15 protein-coding genes and 1 tRNA gene are annotated in these 17,685 nt (G+C 67.7%); 5 read left to right on the top strand and 11 right to left on the bottom strand.

Annotated features, from left to right (window positions below; translation table 11 throughout):
• Positions 1 to 270 precede the first annotated feature (270 nt).
• Positions 271 to 699, bottom strand: coding sequence for a GNAT family N-acetyltransferase (locus tag FPZ11_RS08580; RefSeq protein WP_246846599.1), 429 nt, complete (start codon positions 697 to 699; stop codon positions 271 to 273).
• A gap of 335 nt (positions 700 to 1,034) precedes the next feature.
• Complete coding sequence (locus tag FPZ11_RS08575; protein WP_146320037.1) at positions 1,035 to 1,994, bottom strand: alpha/beta fold hydrolase; 960 nt, start codon at positions 1,992 to 1,994, stop codon at positions 1,035 to 1,037.
• Between the two features lie 115 nt (positions 1,995 to 2,109).
• On the opposite strand from FPZ11_RS08575, the gene FPZ11_RS08570 reads away from it, so the two are divergent.
• The 4 genes from FPZ11_RS08570 (at position 2,110) to FPZ11_RS08555 (ending at position 6,373) form a co-directional block, all read left to right on the top strand.
• Entirely contained in the window at positions 2,110 to 3,051 is a 942-nt protein-coding gene (locus tag FPZ11_RS08570; protein WP_146320036.1) for an aldose 1-epimerase family protein, read from the top strand.
• 45 nt (positions 3,052 to 3,096) lie between these two features.
• A complete protein-coding gene (locus FPZ11_RS08565) occupies positions 3,097 to 4,095 on the top strand; it encodes a zinc-binding alcohol dehydrogenase family protein (RefSeq protein ID WP_210415991.1) in 999 nt (332 codons plus the stop codon).
• Between the two features lie 72 nt (positions 4,096 to 4,167).
• Positions 4,168 to 5,745 (top strand): MFS transporter, encoded by a 1,578-nt coding sequence (locus FPZ11_RS08560; RefSeq protein WP_146320034.1) that lies wholly within the window; start codon positions 4,168 to 4,170, stop codon positions 5,743 to 5,745.
• Positions 5,726 to 6,373: an acyl-CoA-like ligand-binding transcription factor gene (locus FPZ11_RS08555; protein ID WP_146320033.1), complete on the top strand. Its 648-nt coding sequence runs from the start codon at positions 5,726 to 5,728 to the stop codon at positions 6,371 to 6,373. Before FPZ11_RS08560 ends, FPZ11_RS08555 begins: the two co-directional genes overlap by 20 nt.
• Here FPZ11_RS08555 and FPZ11_RS08550 read toward each other — a convergent pair.
• The 4 genes from FPZ11_RS08550 to FPZ11_RS08535 all read right to left on the bottom strand — a co-directional run bounded on the left by FPZ11_RS08550 (position 6,342) and on the right by FPZ11_RS08535 (position 10,234).
• Entirely contained in the window at positions 6,342 to 7,817 is a 1,476-nt protein-coding gene (locus tag FPZ11_RS08550; protein ID WP_210415990.1) for a GH1 family beta-glucosidase, read from the bottom strand. The two genes, FPZ11_RS08555 and FPZ11_RS08550, sit on opposite strands and share 32 nt — an antisense overlap.
• A 130-nt stretch (positions 7,818 to 7,947) precedes the next feature.
• Positions 7,948 to 8,667: a CE1759 family FMN reductase gene (locus tag FPZ11_RS08545; RefSeq protein WP_146320032.1), complete on the bottom strand. Its 720-nt coding sequence runs from the start codon at positions 8,665 to 8,667 to the stop codon at positions 7,948 to 7,950.
• Position 8,668: 1 nt separating this feature from the next.
• Positions 8,669 to 9,886 (bottom strand): LLM class flavin-dependent oxidoreductase, encoded by a 1,218-nt coding sequence (locus FPZ11_RS08540; protein ID WP_146320031.1) that lies wholly within the window; start codon positions 9,884 to 9,886, stop codon positions 8,669 to 8,671.
• A gap of 275 nt (positions 9,887 to 10,161) precedes the next feature.
• Positions 10,162 to 10,234 (bottom strand) — tRNA-Lys (locus FPZ11_RS08535).
• A gap of 78 nt (positions 10,235 to 10,312) precedes the next feature.
• Here FPZ11_RS08535 and FPZ11_RS08530 point away from each other — a divergent pair.
• Positions 10,313 to 10,951, top strand: coding sequence for a DNA-directed RNA polymerase subunit beta (locus FPZ11_RS08530; protein WP_146320029.1), 639 nt, complete (start codon positions 10,313 to 10,315; stop codon positions 10,949 to 10,951).
• A 17-nt stretch (positions 10,952 to 10,968) separates the two neighbouring features.
• On the opposite strand, the gene FPZ11_RS08525 is transcribed toward FPZ11_RS08530, so the two are convergent.
• The 5 genes from FPZ11_RS08525 to pstS all read right to left on the bottom strand — a co-directional run bounded on the left by FPZ11_RS08525 (position 10,969) and on the right by pstS (position 17,531).
• Positions 10,969 to 12,894 carry an acyltransferase family protein gene (locus FPZ11_RS08525; protein WP_146320027.1) on the bottom strand — a complete coding sequence of 642 codons (1,926 nt, stop codon included), beginning with the start codon at positions 12,892 to 12,894 and terminating at the stop codon, positions 10,969 to 10,971.
• A gap of 319 nt (positions 12,895 to 13,213) precedes the next feature.
• Positions 13,214 to 13,993 carry a phosphate ABC transporter ATP-binding protein PstB gene (gene pstB, locus FPZ11_RS08520; protein WP_146320025.1) on the bottom strand — a complete coding sequence of 260 codons (780 nt, stop codon included), beginning with the start codon at positions 13,991 to 13,993 and terminating at the stop codon, positions 13,214 to 13,216.
• A gap of 34 nt (positions 13,994 to 14,027) precedes the next feature.
• Positions 14,028 to 15,134 (bottom strand): phosphate ABC transporter permease PstA, encoded by a 1,107-nt coding sequence (gene pstA / locus FPZ11_RS08515; RefSeq protein WP_146320024.1) that lies wholly within the window; start codon positions 15,132 to 15,134, stop codon positions 14,028 to 14,030.
• Positions 15,131 to 16,225, bottom strand: coding sequence for a phosphate ABC transporter permease subunit PstC (gene pstC / locus FPZ11_RS08510; protein ID WP_437438642.1), 1,095 nt, complete (start codon positions 16,223 to 16,225; stop codon positions 15,131 to 15,133). The genes pstA and pstC overlap by 4 nt, the downstream gene beginning before the upstream one ends.
• A gap of 178 nt (positions 16,226 to 16,403) precedes the next feature.
• Positions 16,404 to 17,531 (bottom strand): phosphate ABC transporter substrate-binding protein PstS, encoded by a 1,128-nt coding sequence (gene pstS / locus FPZ11_RS08505; RefSeq protein WP_146320022.1) that lies wholly within the window; start codon positions 17,529 to 17,531, stop codon positions 16,404 to 16,406.
• Positions 17,532 to 17,685 lie beyond the last annotated feature (154 nt).

Below are 17,685 nucleotides of genomic sequence, written 5' to 3'. Positions count from 1 at the left end.
CAGTGCCAGCCCGCACCTGACTCGGGTTGCTGAATCGCGCTGTCGGCCGGTCAGATGCCCGGTCATGACGTGGTACGGATCAAGAGACTTCAGCAGGTCGACGCCGAGCACGAGCAGAGGGACCGCGCACCCCACGATGCGGCTCCGCTGTCGATGCAAACGTCTGCTCATCCAGTCACGATCGTATGTTGACGAGGCAACCAGGACGAAGAGACAGGGGCGGCGAGACGCGTTGTACAAGCAGATCGTCCATCGGGCTGTGTTTGCGGTTCAGCTGGGTGAGGGCAGCGAGAAGGTCAGTTGAGGAAGCAGCCGCCCTGGGATTGATGCGCTGGGGCTCGATCCGGTTCTGGTTGCGCCAAAGTGCAGGTAGAACGGTTCCGCACCCGGATCGGCGTCAAGCGTCAGTCGCGCATATCCGCGTGAGGTTGCCTGGCTCAGAGCATGCTGGAGCAGCATCTTGCCGCACCCGGTGCCGATTGCAAGCGGGTCGACGAAGAGGGCAGCCAGCTCGCCGGTGGGTGGCGCGCCTGTTATCAGAGTGAAGCCGACTATGTCAGCGCCTTCGAATTCGGCAACCCACATGCGGCCGGACTCGCACTCTTCGGCGTCATAGGTCAGCTCGGCTCGGCACGCCTCCAGGAAATCCGCCGAGTAGCCCCAATGTCCCTTTGAACGCAGCGCCAGGGCCGAGATCACTTCATGCTCCTCAGCTCTGGCCTTTCGAATGACTATCCGTTCCATATCGGGCACGTTAGCTCGCAGGCGGTCGGACATCGTGAGGACGCACGCCGACCGATCCACAAGTGATGTGGTTGACGACTGTTTGGAATCCAAAGAGTGAGCCAGCGGACGCTATAGCCCGCCGCGTTCAGGCTCCGGATGATCCGAGCGATGCCGAACCAACTCGTGATGATTGCTTGGTCTACGCCGCCGGGACCCCACTTGGCCCACACACGGCGGAAGAAGCGCCGCTCCAGCACCAGAGTTGACCTTGGTGCGAAGACCTCGTTGCCGCCGCGAACTCTCGTGTATCACCGCGTGGTCAGCGTCTTCCGCACGATCGCCTCGATCGCCCGCGCGACGAGGGCCGGTCGTTCGACCGCGATGCCGTGTCCGCTGTCGGTCTTGCCGATGTGCGTCGCGCCGAGCGAGCGCTCGAGTCGATCCTGGGCCGCGAGCCACGCGGGCCACGTCGACCGGCCGGGCGTCACACCGAGGTCCCACTCCTGGTCGGAGGAGAGCACGGTCGCTGGGATGCGCGGCAGGACGGGAGCGGCGGCGAGCTCGGTCAGGCTGCTGTCGTAGTCGGGTGACTCGAGGTCGGGGTTCGTGTGCGCGTTCGCAATGACAGACATCCACCTCGACCACTGGGTCGGTGTGAGCGTTTGCTTCAGGTACGCCGACGCGGAGTCGACGAGCACGATGCCCCTCGTCTGCTCCGGGTGCTCGCGCGCGTACAGCTGGGCGATCAGTCCGCCCCACGACGCGCCGACCACGACGTAAGGCCCGGGCTGGTGCGCAGCGGCCAACAGCGCATGCAGGTCATCGACGCCGTCCTGCGCCGTCGTCGGCTGGTGCACGATGGTTGAGGGTGACGGTGCGCCGGCCGACGAGATCGTCCCCGGGCGATCGTAGGCGCACACGTGCTCGGTGCGGGCGAGCGTGTCGAACACGGACAGCGGGCTGGATGTCGCGGGCGTCTGAGGGCTCGCGTCGTCGGCCACGCTCATCCACTCGTCCGCGGCGCCGCCGGTGCCCGACAGCAGCACGACCGTTGGGGTGCCGGCGCGCGCCGCCGATCCCCGGCACTCGAGATACAGCATTCGCCCGTCGCCGATGTCGACGAGTCGGGAGACGTCGGGACCCGAGGTGGCGTGCGGTCGACCGGACGCACCCGGGTACGGCGACGCGGCGGTGCAGCCGTCCAGCACCGTGAGCGCCGCGACCGCGATGACGAGCGCTGCGCACCGCACGGGACGCCCCATGGTCATGGCGACAGTCTCCCACCGGCACAGCCGCGGCCCTCGGATCGGAGCCCACGACCGCCACCTGCCGGGTCGGGTCGGGCGCACGATCGGCGCGTTCCAGGCACCCTAGGCTGGTGCCATGCGCGCACCAACGGGAGACCAGTACGAGCTCGCCTGCGACACCCCGGCGGGTCAGGCGCGCGTGACGATCACGCAGCTGGCCGCGGGCATCCGCTCGTACTCGGTCGGCGGCATCGACGTCACGGAGCCCTACGACGAATCGCTGGCCACGCCCTCCGGGTGCGGCATCGTGCTCGTGCCCTGGCCGAACCGGGTGGCGAACGCCACCTGGTGGTGGCGCGACGAGTCGGGGTCGGTGAGCGAGCAGAAGCTGGCGGTCACGGAGCCGGCGCGCGGCAACGCTATCCACGGTCTGCTGCGCTACACGCCCTACCTTCTCGTGATGCGCACGAAGAACTCGGTGACGCTGTCGGCCACCGTCTATCCGCAGCCGGGATATCCGTTTCTGCTCGACACGAGCGTGCGGTACACCCTCACCGCTGACGGGCTCATGGTGGAGCACACGGTGACCAACGCGGGAGCCAAGGATGCCCCGGTCGCGATCGGCGCGCATCCCTACCTCAAGATCGGCGGCGTGCCCACAGAAGACCTCGTGCTGCAGCTCGAGGCGACCACGCACTTCGAGGTGGACGAGCGCATGAACGTGGTGGGCGAGCATCCCGTGCACGGCACGGAGTTCGACCTGCGCAACGGTCGCAGGGTGGGCGACCTGCAGCTCGACGACGGCTTCGGCGGTGTGATGCATCGCGGCGGTCGCGCCGAGCACTCGTTGACGGCGCCCGACGGACGCTCCGTTGTGCTCTGGGCCGACACGTCATACGGCTACGTGCAGGCGTTCACCCACCGATCGTTCGCGACGTTGCCTGCCGGCGAGGTCGCCGTGGCGATCGAGCCGATGACGGCGCCGGCCGACGCGCTCAACTCATCGCAAGGCCTGTCGTGGCTGGCGACGGGGGAGACCATGAAGACCGCGTGGGGCATCGAGCCGCGCCTGGTCTGACGCCGAGAAGCCCGATGCACGAGAGCTGACGCAGAAGGGATGCCGATGCACGCGATCGCACTGACAGAGGGACTGCCCGTCGACGACGAGCGCAGCCTCGTCGATGTGGAACTGCCCGACCCCGTGCCTGCGCCGCACGATCTGCTGATCGAGGTGCGCGCGGCATCCGTGAATCCCGTCGACGTCAAGCAGCGTGCGTCGAGCCCCGCGCTCGCTGCGCCGCGCGTGCTCGGGTTCGACGGTGCCGGCGTGGTGCGTGCCATCGGCTCCGCGGTCACGCTGTTCCGGCCCGGCGACGAAGTCTGGTGGGCCGGTCAGCTCGACCGGCAGGGGTCGGATGCCGACCTGCAGCTCGTCGACGAGCGCATCGTGGGCCGCAAGCCCTCCTCGCTCGGCTTCGCCGAGGCCGCCGCGTTGCCGCTGACGACCATCACGGCGTGGGAGTCGCTGTTCGACAAGCTGCGCCTGGACGCCTCGAGCGAGGGCGCGCTGCTCGTCGTCGGCGCCACGGGAGGCGTCGGCTCCATCCTGCTGCAGCTCGTGCGCGAGCTGCTGCCCGGCGTGCGCACGGTGGCGACGGCATCCAACCCCGAGAACGCGCAGTGGGTGCGATCGCTGGGCGCCTCCGCCGTGGCGAACCACCATGGCGACCTGGTGGGCGACACGCTGGCGGCGGAGCCCGACGGCGTCGACTGGATCTTCTCCGCGCACAGCGCCGGTCGCAGCGAAGACTTCGCGCGCCTGCTGAAGCCGTTCGGTGGCGTGGTCGCCATCGACAACGCGCAGCAGATCGATCTCGACACGTTCAAGCCCAAGAGCCTCAGCTGGCACTGGGAGTTCATGTTCACCAGGCCAGTGCAGCGCACGCCCGACATGGTGAAGCAGCACGAGCTGCTGGATGCCGTCGCCGACCTCGTCGACGCCGGACGCATCACGACCACGCTGCAGACCACGCTGCGGGGGTGGGATGCCGCCGCCTTCCGTGAAGCGCATCGGCTCGTGGAATCGGGCCGCACCGTCGGCAAGGTGGTCGTCGAGCGCTGAACGGCAACGGTTTCCCGCAATTGTGACAGTTACCTCCACAAAGGGGGTACCCTCTAAAAGGAGGTTACTGTCATGTTTGTGGAACGACGCAGGTGGCTGGCGCTCGCCGCGGTCAGCTTGAGTGTGCTCGCCGTGGGTATCGACGGAACCGTGCTCTCGATCGCGTTGCCGACGCTCGCGGGGGCGCTTCATGCCTCGGAGTCCCAGTTGGAGTGGTTCTCCTCCGGCTATCTGCTCATGCTCGCGGCCGCCGTTCTCCCCGTCGGCCTTCTGGGCGACCGCTTCGGCCGCAAGAAGGTTCTCCTGGTGTCTCTTCTCGTGTTCGGAGTGGGCTCCGCGCTCTGCGCGTACTCGACGTCGCCGGAGGAGTTCCTGATCGCCCGACTGCTGATGGGACTCGCCGGCGCGGGTATCGCCGTCATGGCGCTCACGGCCGTCACCGTGTTCTTCGATGAGGCGACGAGGCCGAAGGCCGTCGGGGTCTTCGCCGCGGCGAATTTCCTGTCTCTTCCGCTCGGGCCGATCGTCGGCGGATGGATGCTCGCCAACCTCTGGTGGGGCTGGGTCTTCTTGCTCAACGTTCCCGTCGTCGCCGTCGGGATGCTCGCGGTCGCCCTGCTCATCCCGGAGTCGCGTGCGACCGAGCGTCCGGGGATCGACGTGGTGGGCATGCTCTCCTCGGTCGCCGGTCTCGTCGTGTTCACCTATGGCATCATCGAGGCCGGCCAGAACGGCTGGTCGGATGCCGCGGCACTCGCCTGTCTCGCGATCGGGGCTGCGGTGCTGGCCGGGTTCGTGTTCTGGGAGATCGCGTTGACGCGCAGAGGGGGATCCCCGCTCGTCGACACCCGGCTGTTCCGGTCCAGGGCGTTCGCGGGCGGGGCGATCCTCGCCGGCGTGGCGGGCATGGGGATGGTCGGGATGCTCTTCGTGATGCCGCAGTTCTTCCAGGCGGTCCAGGGCGTCGACGTCTTCGTGTCAGGGCTGCGACTGCTTCCCTTCGTGGGCGGCATGCTGGTCGGGGCGCTGCCTGCGGGCCGGATCAGCTCGGCGATCGGCTTCAAGGCGACGGTGACGATCGGCTTCGTCGTCATCGCGATCGGCTCCGTGCTCGGTTCCTTCACCGTCGGATCGACCGGCGAGGTGTACATCGCGATCTGGATGGGGATCGTCTGCGCCGGGGCGGGGCTGGCCCTGACTGCAGCGATGTCGGCCGCCGTGTCGCAGCTCACGGCCGAGCGCAGCGGTGTCGGTTCCGGAGTCGTGCAGGCGCTGCAGAAGACGAGCGCGCCACTGGGAACGGCCATCCTCGGCAGCATCGTGGCCGCCGCATATTCGGCGCAGCTCATGCGTTCGCTGAGCGAGCTGCCCGTGCTGGCCGCCCATCAGAGCGTGGTGGCAGAGGTGAAATCCAGCGTCTACGCCGGTGTGACGCTGGCGGCACGGCTGCACTCTTCCGAGCTCGCGAACGCCGTGCGCACAGCGTTCACGCACGGCATGACCGTTTCGCTGCTCGTCTCAGCAGCCATCGCCGCGGTCGGGGCCATCATGGCAGTGGTGATCCTTCCAGGACCGAGGCCGGCCGAAACAGGAACGCCGTCCGCGACAACGACGAAGCGAGGTGCCACGCATGCCGAATCGAACCGATGACGTGCCGAGACCGGGTCTTCGCGAGCGCAAGAAGGCGCGAACGCGAGCGTCCATCCAGTCGCACGCGCTGAGGCTGTTCACCGAGCAGGGCTACGACGCCACGACCATCGACCAGATCATCGACGCCGCCGAGGTGTCGGAGAGCACGTTCTTCCGCTACTTTCCGACGAAGGAATCGGTCGTGCTCTTCGACGACTTCGATCCGGCGATCATCGCGGCGTTCGAGGCGCAGCCGCCAGGAACCGGCCCGGTCGCGGCGATGCGGGCCGCTCTGCGAGAGGCCATGTCCGGTCTGACGGACGAGCAGCGCGAGGAACAGCGTGAGCGGCTCGCCCTCGTGGTCGGCGTTCCCGTTCTGCGTGGAGCACTGCTGGATCAGCTCTCGCAGGCGATGCTCCTGTTGACCTCGGCCATCGCCGATCGGGTCGGAAGGTCGGCAGACGACTATGAGGTGAGGACCGTTGCCGGCGCGATCATCGGCTGCATGTTCGCGGTGCTCGCGCAACTCACCGACGACCCCGATGGCGACATGGCCGAGCTCATCGATCGATCCTTCTCGTACCTCGAGAACGGGCTCGACCTGGAGGTTGCGGGCGCTACTTCGGCGCCACCGCGTTCTTCGCGATGACGCCGCGGTACCAGTCGAAGCTCTTCTTCGGCGAGCGCTTCTGGGTGTCGAAGTTCACGTTCACCAGCCCGAAGCGCTCCGTATAGCCCTCAGCCCACTCGAAGTTGTCGATCAGTGCCCACACGTAATGGCCCTCGAGCGGCACGCCTGCCTCGATCGCGCGGGCCGCCTGCTGGAAGTGGCTGCGCAGGTAGTCGATGCGTGCGCTGTCGTTCAGCCCGTTCTGCATCGGGTCGTCGGGAATGCCGTTCTCGGTGATGATGATCGGCACCTTCTTGTAATCCCGCTTGATGCGCGTGAGCAGCGTGTACAGACCGGGTGCCCAGATCTGCTGCCAGGTTGCGCTCGAGGTCTTGTGAATCTTCACCATCGTGCCGTTGAGGTCGACGCCCGCCACTCCGTAGTAGTTGACGCCGAGCATCCCGATGGGGGAGGAGATCGTTGCCAGGTCGCCGTCGCGCACGAGCGCGGCGAACTGGTCGGGATCGGCGGGGAGCTGACCGTTCTCGGTGCCGATGGCGTTCGTGGGGTAGCTGCCCTTGAGCACCGGGTCGAGGAAGAGCCGGTTCTGCACGGCGTCGACGTTCTCGGTCTGATCCTTGGCCGCAGGATCGGTCGGCGTCACCGGCGTGAGGTTGAGCACCGGCCCGATGCGTCCCTTCACGTTGTGGGCGCCGAACGCCTGTACGGTGAGACCGTGGGCCAGCAGCTGATGATGCACGGCCGCGGCCGCCGCATTCGGGTCCATGATGCCGGGCGCGTGGCTGCCGTACCAGTAGCCGTTGAAGGCGAGCGTCTTCGGCTCGTTGAGCGTGAGCCACTCCGCATCGATGTCGCCGAACGCCCCGAACACGATGTCTGCATAGTCGGCGAAGCGGTTCGCGGTGTCGCGGCTCGGCCAGCCGCCGGCATCCTGCAGCGCCTGCGGCAGGTCCCAGTGGAACAGTGTGACGGCCGGTCGGATGTCGCGCTCGGCTAGCCCGTCGAGCAGCTGCTTGTAGAAGTCGAGGCCCTTCTGGTTGACGGCGCCCGCGCCCGTCGGCTGGATGCGCGGCCACGACAGCGAGAACCGATAGGCGCCGACGCCGAGCGTCTTCAGCAGATCGAAGTCGCCCTCCCAGCGGTGATAGTGATCGGCGGCGACATCGCCGGTCGAGCCGTCGGCGATGTGCCCGAGGCCCGCCTGCGAGAACGTGTCCCAGATGGAGGGGCCCTTGCCGTCCACATTCCACGCGCCCTCGATCTGGTAGGCGCTGGTCGCGGCGCCCCACACGTAGCCCTTGGGAAAACGCATCGGCGTGGCGGGCGGGGTCCAGGTGGATGCCGTCGGTGCGACGGGCGCGGTGCACCCGGCGAGCGTCGTCGCCGTGAGACCGCCCAGTGCCACGGCTCCGGCCGCTCCGAACAGCTGCCTGCGGGTGAACGATGATTCCGAACCAGTCACGAGTCGCCTTCGTCCGTGAATGTGTGAGAGCGCTCTCTCATCGAGGGATGCCGCCTATACTAGCCACTCGACGTCGCCGGGCGCTGCCCTTTTTCCTACCTCGACTCGGCAGCGTGTCGGCCGCGGGGCTTCAGCCCTCGTCGATGCCCTCGATCGCGGAGTTCGTCGGTTTGAGTGATCCGCCGGTCGCGAGCCGCATGAGATCGCTGTCGAGGTCGATCGCCAGCTCGGTGCCGCCCGCGCTGCCGTACTCGTGCTGATACCGGCGCCAGCTGTCGCCCCGCACGTCCTTCTCGAACCCGCTCTCCATGAGCAGCAGCAGCTCGAACGCGGCGCGGTCCACCCGCGAGCCCAGCGCCTTGTCCTGCCAGTCCTCCGTCGAGGCGAAGACCGACGTCGGAACGCTCAACGCGCGAAGGTAGGCGAACAGCGACCGCAGCTGCTCGTCCACGACGAGCGCGTGCCTGGCGGTGCCCGCGGTGGCAGCAAGCGCCACCGGCTTCGCGATCAACAGATCGTTGTCGAGCACCTGGAAGAACGAGCTGAACAGCCCGCTCGGGCCGGCCTTGTACACGGGTGTCGACGCGATCACGCCGTCCGCGTCGCGCAGCGCGTCGACGGCGGCGGTGAACCGCGGCCCCAGCAGACCGGATGCCAGTGCCCCCGACAACTCGGGCAGCACCTCGCGCAGGTCGATCGTGGTGATCTGCACCCGGTGTCCTCTGCTCTCAGCCGTCTCGCGCACCGATTGGGCGATGCGGTCGCCGAGCAGTTTCGTGGACGAAGGATCGCTGATGCCCGCGTTCACGACCGCGAGGCGGAACGTGCGGGGAGTCTCGGGCGTCGTCATGTCACTCGTCCTCACCGAACGTCTCGCCGGCGTAGGGCGCGTCCTCGGTGGAGGTCTCGACGTCGTCCGTGTCCTGGTACGGCGAGCCGCCTGTCACGTTGTCACCGCGGTTGGCGTTCGGGCGGGGCTGCCGAGGCTCGGCGTCGCCGTACTTGGCCTTCACGAGGCTCGCGTGGGTCGGGGCATCCGGAACCTCCGGGTCGCGCAGCGACTCGAACTCGCGACGCAGCACGGGCACGACCTCACTGCCGAGCAGCTCGATCTGCTCGAGCACCTTCTCGATCGGAAGTCCGGCGTGGTCCACGAGGAACAGCTGGCGCTGGTAGTCGCCGACGTAGTCGCGGAAGCCGAGCGTCTTGTCGATGACCTCCTGCGGGCTGCCGACCGTGAGCGGCGTCATCTCGGTGAACTGCTCCATGCTGGGGCCGTTGCCGTACACGGGCGCCTCGTCGAAGTAAGGGCGGAACTCGGCTCGGGCATCTTGCGAGGTCTTCGCGATGTAGGTCTGACCGCCGAGCCCGACGATCGCCTGCTTGGCGGTGCCGTGGCCGTAGTGCTCGAAGCGCTGACGGTAGAACTCGACCATGCGCTGCGTGTGCTCCGGCGGCCAGAAGATGTGGTTCGCGAAGAAGCCGTCGCCGTAGTAGGCAGCCTGCTCGGCGATCTCCGGGGTGCGAATGGAGCCGTGCCAGACGAACGGCGGCACGTCGTCGAGGGGACGCGGGGTCGACGTGAAGCCCTGCAGCGGCGTACGGAAGTGGCCCTCCCAGTCGACGACGTCTTCGCGCCACAGCCTGTGCAGCAGGTTGTAGTGCTCGAGCGCGAGCGGCAGGCCCTGGCGGATGTCCTGGCCGAACCACGGGTACACCGGCGCGGTGTTGCCCCGTCCCAGCATGAGGTCCATGCGGCCCTTGGACAGGTGCTGCAGCATCGCGTACTCCTCGGCGATGCGCACGGGGTCGTTCGTCGTGATCAGTGTCGTTGAGGTGGTCACCACCAGTCGCTTCGTCAGTGCGGCGATGTGCGAGAGCAGCGTGGTGGGGGAGGAGGAGAAGAACGGCGGGTTGTGGTGCTCGCCGATGGCGAAGACGTCGAGACCCACCTCCTCGGCCTTGACGGCCATCTGCACGACCGCCTCGATGCGCTCGGCTTCGCTCGGGGTGATGCCGGTGACGGGGTCGCGAGTGATGTCGCTGACCGAGAAGATGCCGAACTGCATGGGGTCAACCCTCCAGGTGCGCCGGTCGGTCCGACCGATCGACTGTTGTATGCGTTTGCATAGATATCGAACACGGGTCCCGTCACAATCATTCCCGCATCGTGGTGCAACCCGCCAGGCCCAGCAGCTGGGCGGCGGCGTGGTGGCGGCCATAGAAGAATCGTGTTCGGATATGCGCCAATTGCGTGAATTGCGACACCCTGAAGACACAGATCACCGGGCGCCCAGAAGCGGAGTGCGCCGGCTGCCAGGGCGAGACAGCGGCTCGGCCAAGGTGCCCCCCGCCGGGCTCGAACCGGCGACCCGCGGATTAAAAGTCCGATGCTCTACCAACTGAGCTAGAGGGGCGCGACCACCAATCTACCGGTCCTTTGCTCCGCGCCCGCCCACCCTGCGGCTGCGGGGCGAATACGGAATCATGGCGGGGTGACAGACGAGCACCGCCCGTTCCATCGGCCCACCAAGTTCACCGGTGCGAAGTTCGACAATCTGCACGGCGGAGACGATCCCGCCGAGACGAGCCGCATCGCGCACGAGACCGCAGCGGCGCTGCTCGAGCGCGTGCGCAGGCATCCCGATCCCGAGATCGTGTCGAGGCTCGTGTCCTACACCGACGACAACGGCATCGACGCGATCGCCGAACTCTGGTCGAGGGCCGGCGCGTTCAGCCTGCCCGGCGCCTTGTGGCGCATCTACCTGCTCAGACTCGCCATCCGCGAGGATCCGCACGCCACGAGCCTGCAGTTCCAACGCGGCAGCGAGACGCTGCAGTCCATCGACTCCGTGGTGGCCGGCGCAGAGACGCCCACCGGGCCGAGCGAGATCATCGAACTGGCCGACCGAATTCTGCGCGGCGTCTTCGAGGGCGACTTCGCCGTGGCGCTCGAACGCGCGGCGGCCTTCTGCCGAGTGAGCGCTGTGGGGTGCACGAGCCTCGCCGACGACGCGGAGCCCACCGAACCCGAGCGGGCCAGTGTGCTCACGATACGAGCGTTGCGATTCTCGGAGTTCGCATCGGAGCTCACCACCGCCGCGTCGCTCTGGCGCAGCGATTCGCTCGACTGAGGCCGATGTCGCGTCGGTCAGCGCAGGCGATCGAGCGCGGATGCCACGCACGAGGCATAGAGTACCCCGCCCTCGCCACCCGGATGGATGTGGTCGGGACCGAGCAGGTTGACGTGGCTCGCGATCGCGTCGTGCCAGTCCGCGAGCGCCGTCGTGTTCGGGTGCGCCGTGACGAACGCAGCGAGATCGTCGTCGACCTCGCCCAGCCAGGGCCGGTCCGCGTAGATGTTGACGAACACGATGCGTCGGTCGGGTCCTACCGCGGCGAGATCGCGATCGAGGGTGCCGGTGCCCAGGTAGCCGTTGGTGCCCAGGCCGATGATGACGGTGCTGCGCAGCGTTCCCGCCTTGGCCTTCTGCGCGAGGATGCCGGGCGCGTCCCTCGGAGACCGCGAGACGACCGCGTCGATGTCGATGCCGGGAAACGCCTGCACGAGCGCCGGTGCCGAGGCGAGCATCACGGAATCGCCGATCGCGGAGATCTGGCTTCCATCGCGCGGAGTGGGCGGGGTCACGGTGGCAGGTGCCGCGCTCGGAGAACTCGCCGGTGCCGGTTTCGACGGCAACGGGGCGGGCGTCGACCCGGTCCGACCGCTGGGTGGCGCGGTCGGTGCAGGCGGCGGCGAGCGGCGCGCCTGCTCGATCGCCCGCTGCCCCGCCTCGATCTGCTGTTGAGCCGCCGTGCCCTTGGTGCCCTCGATCGCGGCGGCTGACGTGCCGACCACCCCGACGACGAGCAGAACGGATGCCGCACCCGTCGCAGCGAGCAGCGCCGGCCTTCCGCGCCACGCACCGCTGAACGGCCGCGACAGCACCCCGAAGCCCTTGGTGCGCACCGGCGTCTCGATGAACCGGTAGGAGAGCCACGTGGCGACGGCGCTGATCGCGAGAGCGATGAGCGAGACCGTCCACGGGGAGGCATCGGTCCGGACGGCGAAGGCGGCGGTGACGAGCACGAACACCGGCCAGTGCCAGAGGTAGAGCCCGTAGGAGCGCACGCCGATGGCGCGCAGCGGTCGCATGTCGAGCACCCGGCCGAGCACGGAGCCGGAACGCGTCACCGACCAGACGAGCGCCGCTGCGAGCAGCGAGACCAGCAGCAGCCCGCCGTCGTAGTTGAAAGGGCTGGTGTCGGGCACGAAGACGGCGTAGACGGCGAGCAGCGCCAGCGCCAGCACGCCGATCGCCGGCGCCCACCTGCGGGTGAAGCGCTCGCCGCCGCTCTCGGTGCCGTAGGGGTCCCAGCGCGCGGAGCCGTCGAGCATCAGGGCGAGGGCCGCCCCGAGCGCGAGGCCGAAGAAGTGGGTGTCGGTGCCGTAGTACACGCGGCTGGGGTCGCCGCCCTGCGGATACAGCACGACCATGAGCAGCACCGAGACGAACGCGAGCACGATCGGCAGGATGGCGCGACCGCGGCGGGGCATCCTCGTCAGCAGCAGCACGGCCAGCAGCGGCCACAGCAGGTAGAACTGCTCCTCGACGGCCAGCGACCAGAGGTTGCGGAAGAGCTGAGGGGCGTCAGCGGTGAAGTAGCTCTGGTCGAGGGCGATGTATACCCAGTTGCTGCTGAAGGTGAAGGCGCCGCCGATCTGCGAGCCGATGCCGGCGAGCACGTCGCCGCCCACGAAGAGCGCGGCGGTGGAGCACACGAGTACGACGATGACGAGCGCCGGAAGCAGTCGCCTGGCCCGGCGCAGCCAGAACCGGCCCATGGGTTCTCTGCGGCCGATCGAGCCGACGAGCAGACCGGTGATGAGAAAGCCGCTGATCACGAAGAACACGTCGACGCCGATGAACCCGCCGGGCATTCCGGCCGGCGCGTAGTGATACGCGATCACGGCCAGCACGGCGAGTGCGCGCAGCCCGTCGAGGCCGGCCAGATGGCGTCGGCCCTGCGTCGGAGCCGGCAGAGGGGCGACCTCGGAATAGCTGTGCGCGGACATGGCCGTGCGAGTCTAACGAGGCGAAGATGCATCCCCGCTGTGCCCTGCCGACGCCGCAAGGTCCGGCCCGATGCGAAGGACCCGGCGCAGTGTCGCCGACGTGGAGGCGCAAAGGTGACCCGCTCCCCGAGGCGGCGGCGTGGACGCCGCCGAACCCAGTCATTCGCGGACCTGACTGCGGTGCGCGGGTTGGGGTGCCCGCGCACAAAAGAAACAGCCAGGCCGCAGAACGCCTCTCGGCGCGAGGCCGCTCGAAGCGGCGAATGATGGAGCCCGGGGTTACTGCGGCCCGGCCGCCGACAAGTTTACCGGATGCGGATCACCCGAATCGGCCCGAGACGTAGTCCTCGGTGGCCTGCACGGATGGCTTCGTGAAGATGGTCGCGGTGTCGTCGTACTCGATGAGCTTGCCCGGCCTGCCGGTGCCCGCGATGTTGAAGAAGGCGGTGCGATCGGAGACGCGCGTGGCCTGCTGCATGTTGTGAGTCACGATGACGATCGTGTACTCCTTCTTCAACTCCTCGATGAGGTCTTCGATCGCCAACGTGGAGATCGGGTCGAGAGCGGAGCACGGCTCGTCCATGAGAAGGATGTCGGGGGAGACCGCGATCGCCCGCGCGATGCACAGACGCTGCTGCTGACCGCCGGACAGCCCGGATCCGGGCAGGTGGAGGCGATCCTTCACCTCGTTCCAGAGATTCGCGCCCTGCAGCGACGTCTCGACGAGGTCGTCCTGGTCGCTCTTGGACATGCGGCGGCTGTTGAGCTTGACGCCCGCGAGCACGTTGTCGCGAATGGACATGGTGGGGAACGGATTGGCCCGCTGGAACACCATGCCCACCTGGCGGCGCACCAGCACGGGGTCGACGCCCGGCGCGTAGAGGTTGTCGCCGTCGATCAGCACCTCGCCCTTGACGTGGGCGCCGGGGATCACCTCGTGCATGCGGTTGAGCGTGCGCAAGAAGGTCGACTTGCCGCAACCGCTCGGGCCGATGAAGGCCGTGACGGTGCGCGGCTCGATCGTCATGCTCACGTCTTCGACGGCGAGGAACTCGCTGTAGTAGACGTTGAGGTCGTTCACGTTGATGCGCTTGGACACGCTTGCTCCTGTTCGGGTCGCGTTCTGCCTGGGTCTACCTGAGACCCTTGGGCGCGAACACCCTGGCCACGATACGTGCGATGAGGTTGAGGATGACGACGAGGATGACCAGCAGCAGCGCTGCCCCCCACGCGGACTGGAAGGACTCCGCGATGTTCTGCGATGGGAACTTGTAGTTCGAGTACGCCATGACGGCGAGCGTCTGCATCGGGTTCGCGAACGGGTTCACGTTGAGGTTGTCGGTGAAGCTCGCAGCGATGAAGATGGGCGCCGTCTCTCCGATGACGCGGGAGATGGCCAGCATCACACCGGTGATGATCCCCGCAATGGCGGTCGGCAGCACGATGCGCACGATCGTGGAGAACTTCGAGACGCCGAGGGCGAAGGATGCCTCGCGCAGATCGTGCGAGACGAGCTTGAGCATCTCCTCGGTGGAGCGGATCACGATCGGGATCATCAGCACCGACAGCGCGACCGACGCGGAGAATCCGCTGAACGCCTTCGGGCCGACGATCAGGGTGAACAAGGCGAACGCGAAGAGACCGGCGACGATCGACGGGATGCCCGTCATCACGTCGACGAGGAACGTGATCGTGCGCGCCATCCACTGCTTCGGCTGCGCGTATTCCACCAGATAGATGGCCGCCATGATGCCGATCGGAATGGAGATGAGCGAGGTGATGCCGGTGATGATGAGCGTGCCCACGACGGCGGCCCATGCGCCCTGCACGACAGTGACCTTGAGCGTCTTGGGGTCGAACACGCTGCCGCCGGTCTTCGTGATGAAGTCCCACGTCAGTGCGGGGGCACCGCCCGTGACGACCGTGATCAGCACTGAGATGAGCGGGATCAGCGCGAGCAGGAACGCGATGGTCACGAGTCCGCGGATGACGCGGTCGGTCGCCTTCCTGCGGCTCTCCACGACGGTGGAGAGGATGCCGATGCCCACCAGATAGAGCGGGGCGGACAGAATCAGCCAGCCGGCGATGCTGAACCCGGTCATGGCCAGCACCGCTGCGCTGACGGCGAGAGCGCCGGCCAACGTGTACAGCTCCACGAAGCGCGGCAGCTGCGCTGACGTGAGCGCATTCGGCACCGGGCCGCGCGGGCGGCGGCCGTTGGAGACAGTGGCCTGAGTCATCGGTCCGGGTTCTCCTCTAGGGACAGCTCACTGCGATCGTCGCCGGTTTCGAGGTCTTCGGCTGCGATCTCGGAACGCACGTGCAGCGGGCTCGCCGTGGCGTCGTCGGTGAGCGCCGAGGTCGGGTCGGTGGGCGGAAGCTGGCCGACGGCCTTCAGCTTGCGCTTGCTGAGGCCGCCGGTGCGGGCGATGATCCAGCGTGCGACGAAGTTCACGCCGAACGAGATGACGAACAGAGCGAGACCCGTCGCGATCAGCGCGTCGCGCTGCAGCGGGTTCGACTCCGGGAAGTTGAGTGCCGCGTTCGCCGCGATGGTCTGCGAGTTCTGGGTGTCGGTGATGATCCTGACGGAGAAGCCGATCATCGGGGAGACGATCATGGCGATGGCCATCGTCTCGCCCATGGCGCGGCCGAGGCCGAGCAGCACGGCGCTGACGACGCCGCTGCGTGCGTACGGGAAGACGGCGAGCCGAATCATCTCCCACTTCGTGGAGCCCAGAGCGAGCGCAGCCTCCTCGTGCAGGCGCGGAGTCTGAAGGAAGATCTCGCGGGAGATCGAGGTGATGATCGGCAGGATCATCACGGCGACCACGATTCCGCCGGCGAGCATCGTCGATCCGGTGCGCGAGGCCTGGCCGGAGAAGAGCGGGATCCAGCCCAGATACTGATTGAGCCAGTCCTGGAACGGGATGATGAACGGCCTGATGACGAAGATGCCCCACAGGCCGAAGACCACCGACGGCACGGCTGCCAGCAGGTCGACCAGGTAGCCGAGGATGCCTGCGAGCCGGCGCGGTGCATAGTGCGAGATGAAGAGGGCGATGCCGATCGCGACCGGAGCGCCGAGCACGAGCGCGATCAGCGACGACCACAGCGTGCCCCAGAGAAGCGGGCCGACGTACGACCAGAACGAGCTGAACCCGTGGGTCGTGCCGCCGGAGAGGTCCTGGGAGGTGGACCAGTTCGCGCCGATGGCCGGCGCGGCCTTGATGATGAGGAACAGGGCGACGCCGGCCAGGATCACCATGATCAGGCCGGCGGATCCCGTGCTCAGAAACCGGAAGATGCGGTCGGCGGGCCTGGACTTCACCTTGGCCGAGCGGCGATCGCCGTTCGGGCGCTTCGGGCCCTGACCCGCGGCATCCGCCCGGTTTCCTGACACGGTCGTGAGCTGAGGTCGCACAGCGGTGTTCTCTGTCACTTCACTCTCTCTGACAGCGTGTCGGAAACGGGGCGGATGCCGGTGGTTCAGTCGATCGAGGCCGAGGCTACTTCACCGACGCGAGCGTCTTGGCGGCCTTGGTCAGGAAGGAGGAGGGCAGCGGGGCCGCGCCGGCGTTCTTGGCGCCGATCTCCTGGCCCGTCTTGCTCACCACGAAGCCGAGGTAGGCCGAGGTGATCTTGCCCTGGGTCGCGTCCTTGAACGACTTGCAGAGCACGTCGTAGGAGAGCAGCGGGATCGGGTAGGCCGACGTGTCCGTGATCTTGGTGGTGTCGATGGTCACGGTGAGGTCGCCCTCGCCCTGCGGGGTGATCTGGCCCGACTCGTCGAGCGACTTGGTGGCCGCCGCCTCGCTGTACTCGACGAACTTGCCCGTCGATCCGACCTCGACGGCCGCCTGCGTGGCGTTGCCGATCGAGCTCTGGTCGGCGTAGCCGATGGTGCCGTTGCCGGCCTCGACCGTGTTCACGACGCCCGAGCCGCCCTGCTGGCCGCTGCCGATGTTGTTCGGCCACGCGGTGCCCGCGTCCCAGGTCCACACCGACGGTGCCTGCTGGTGCAGGTACGTGGTGAAGTTGTTCGTCGTGCCGGATCCGTCGGAACGGTGCACGACCGAGATCGCGGTGGCGGGCAGCGTCACGCCGCTGTTCAGCGCGGCGATGGCCGGGTCGTTCCACTTGGTGATCTTGCCGGAGAAGATCGAGGCGATCGTCTTCGCGTCGAGGTTGAGCTTCGAGACGCCGTCGAGCTTGTAGATGATCGAGACGCCCGACAGGTACACCGGGATGTTGACGGCGCCGTCGGAGCCGCACGTGGTCTTGGCCTGCGTGAACTGGTCGGCGGAGAGGGCCGCGTCGGTGCCCGCGAAGTCGTAGGAGCCGTTCAGCCAGTTGGTGACACCGCCGCCGGAGCCCTGCGACTTGTCGTAGTTGATCTTGACGCCGCTGGCCTGAGCCTGGAACGCGGCGGTCCATGCGGCCTGCACGTTCGCCTGCGCGCTCGATCCGCCGGCGGTGATCGTGCCGGACAGCGAGCTGTAGTCGACGGTCGCCGACTTGGTCGCGCTCGGCGTGCTGTCGCTGCCGGCGTTGCCGCCGTCGCTGGAGCAGGCGGAGAGGGCGAGCGCGGATGCCAGCGCGACGGCGCCCACGACGGCTGCGTTCTTGAACTTCACTGTGTTCCCTTTCGGAAGTGGGTGACTGCCGCGACGTACGTGCTTTCAGCCCCTGTCTGTGTCCTCGGGCTCAGCGTGATTCGGGTGACGTACGGCATGGACCTTTCCGGCCCGCATGCGAACGTATGCGCGGGGTGTGACCAGAGTCCTCCGC

Origin of the sequence: Humibacter ginsenosidimutans (genome assembly GCF_007859675.1) — a bacterium.
Classification (GTDB): domain Bacteria; phylum Actinomycetota; class Actinomycetes; order Actinomycetales; family Microbacteriaceae; genus Humibacter; species Humibacter ginsenosidimutans.
The sequence above is the reverse complement of the archived record's forward strand: the minus strand, read 5'-3'. Positions and strand labels throughout refer to the sequence as shown.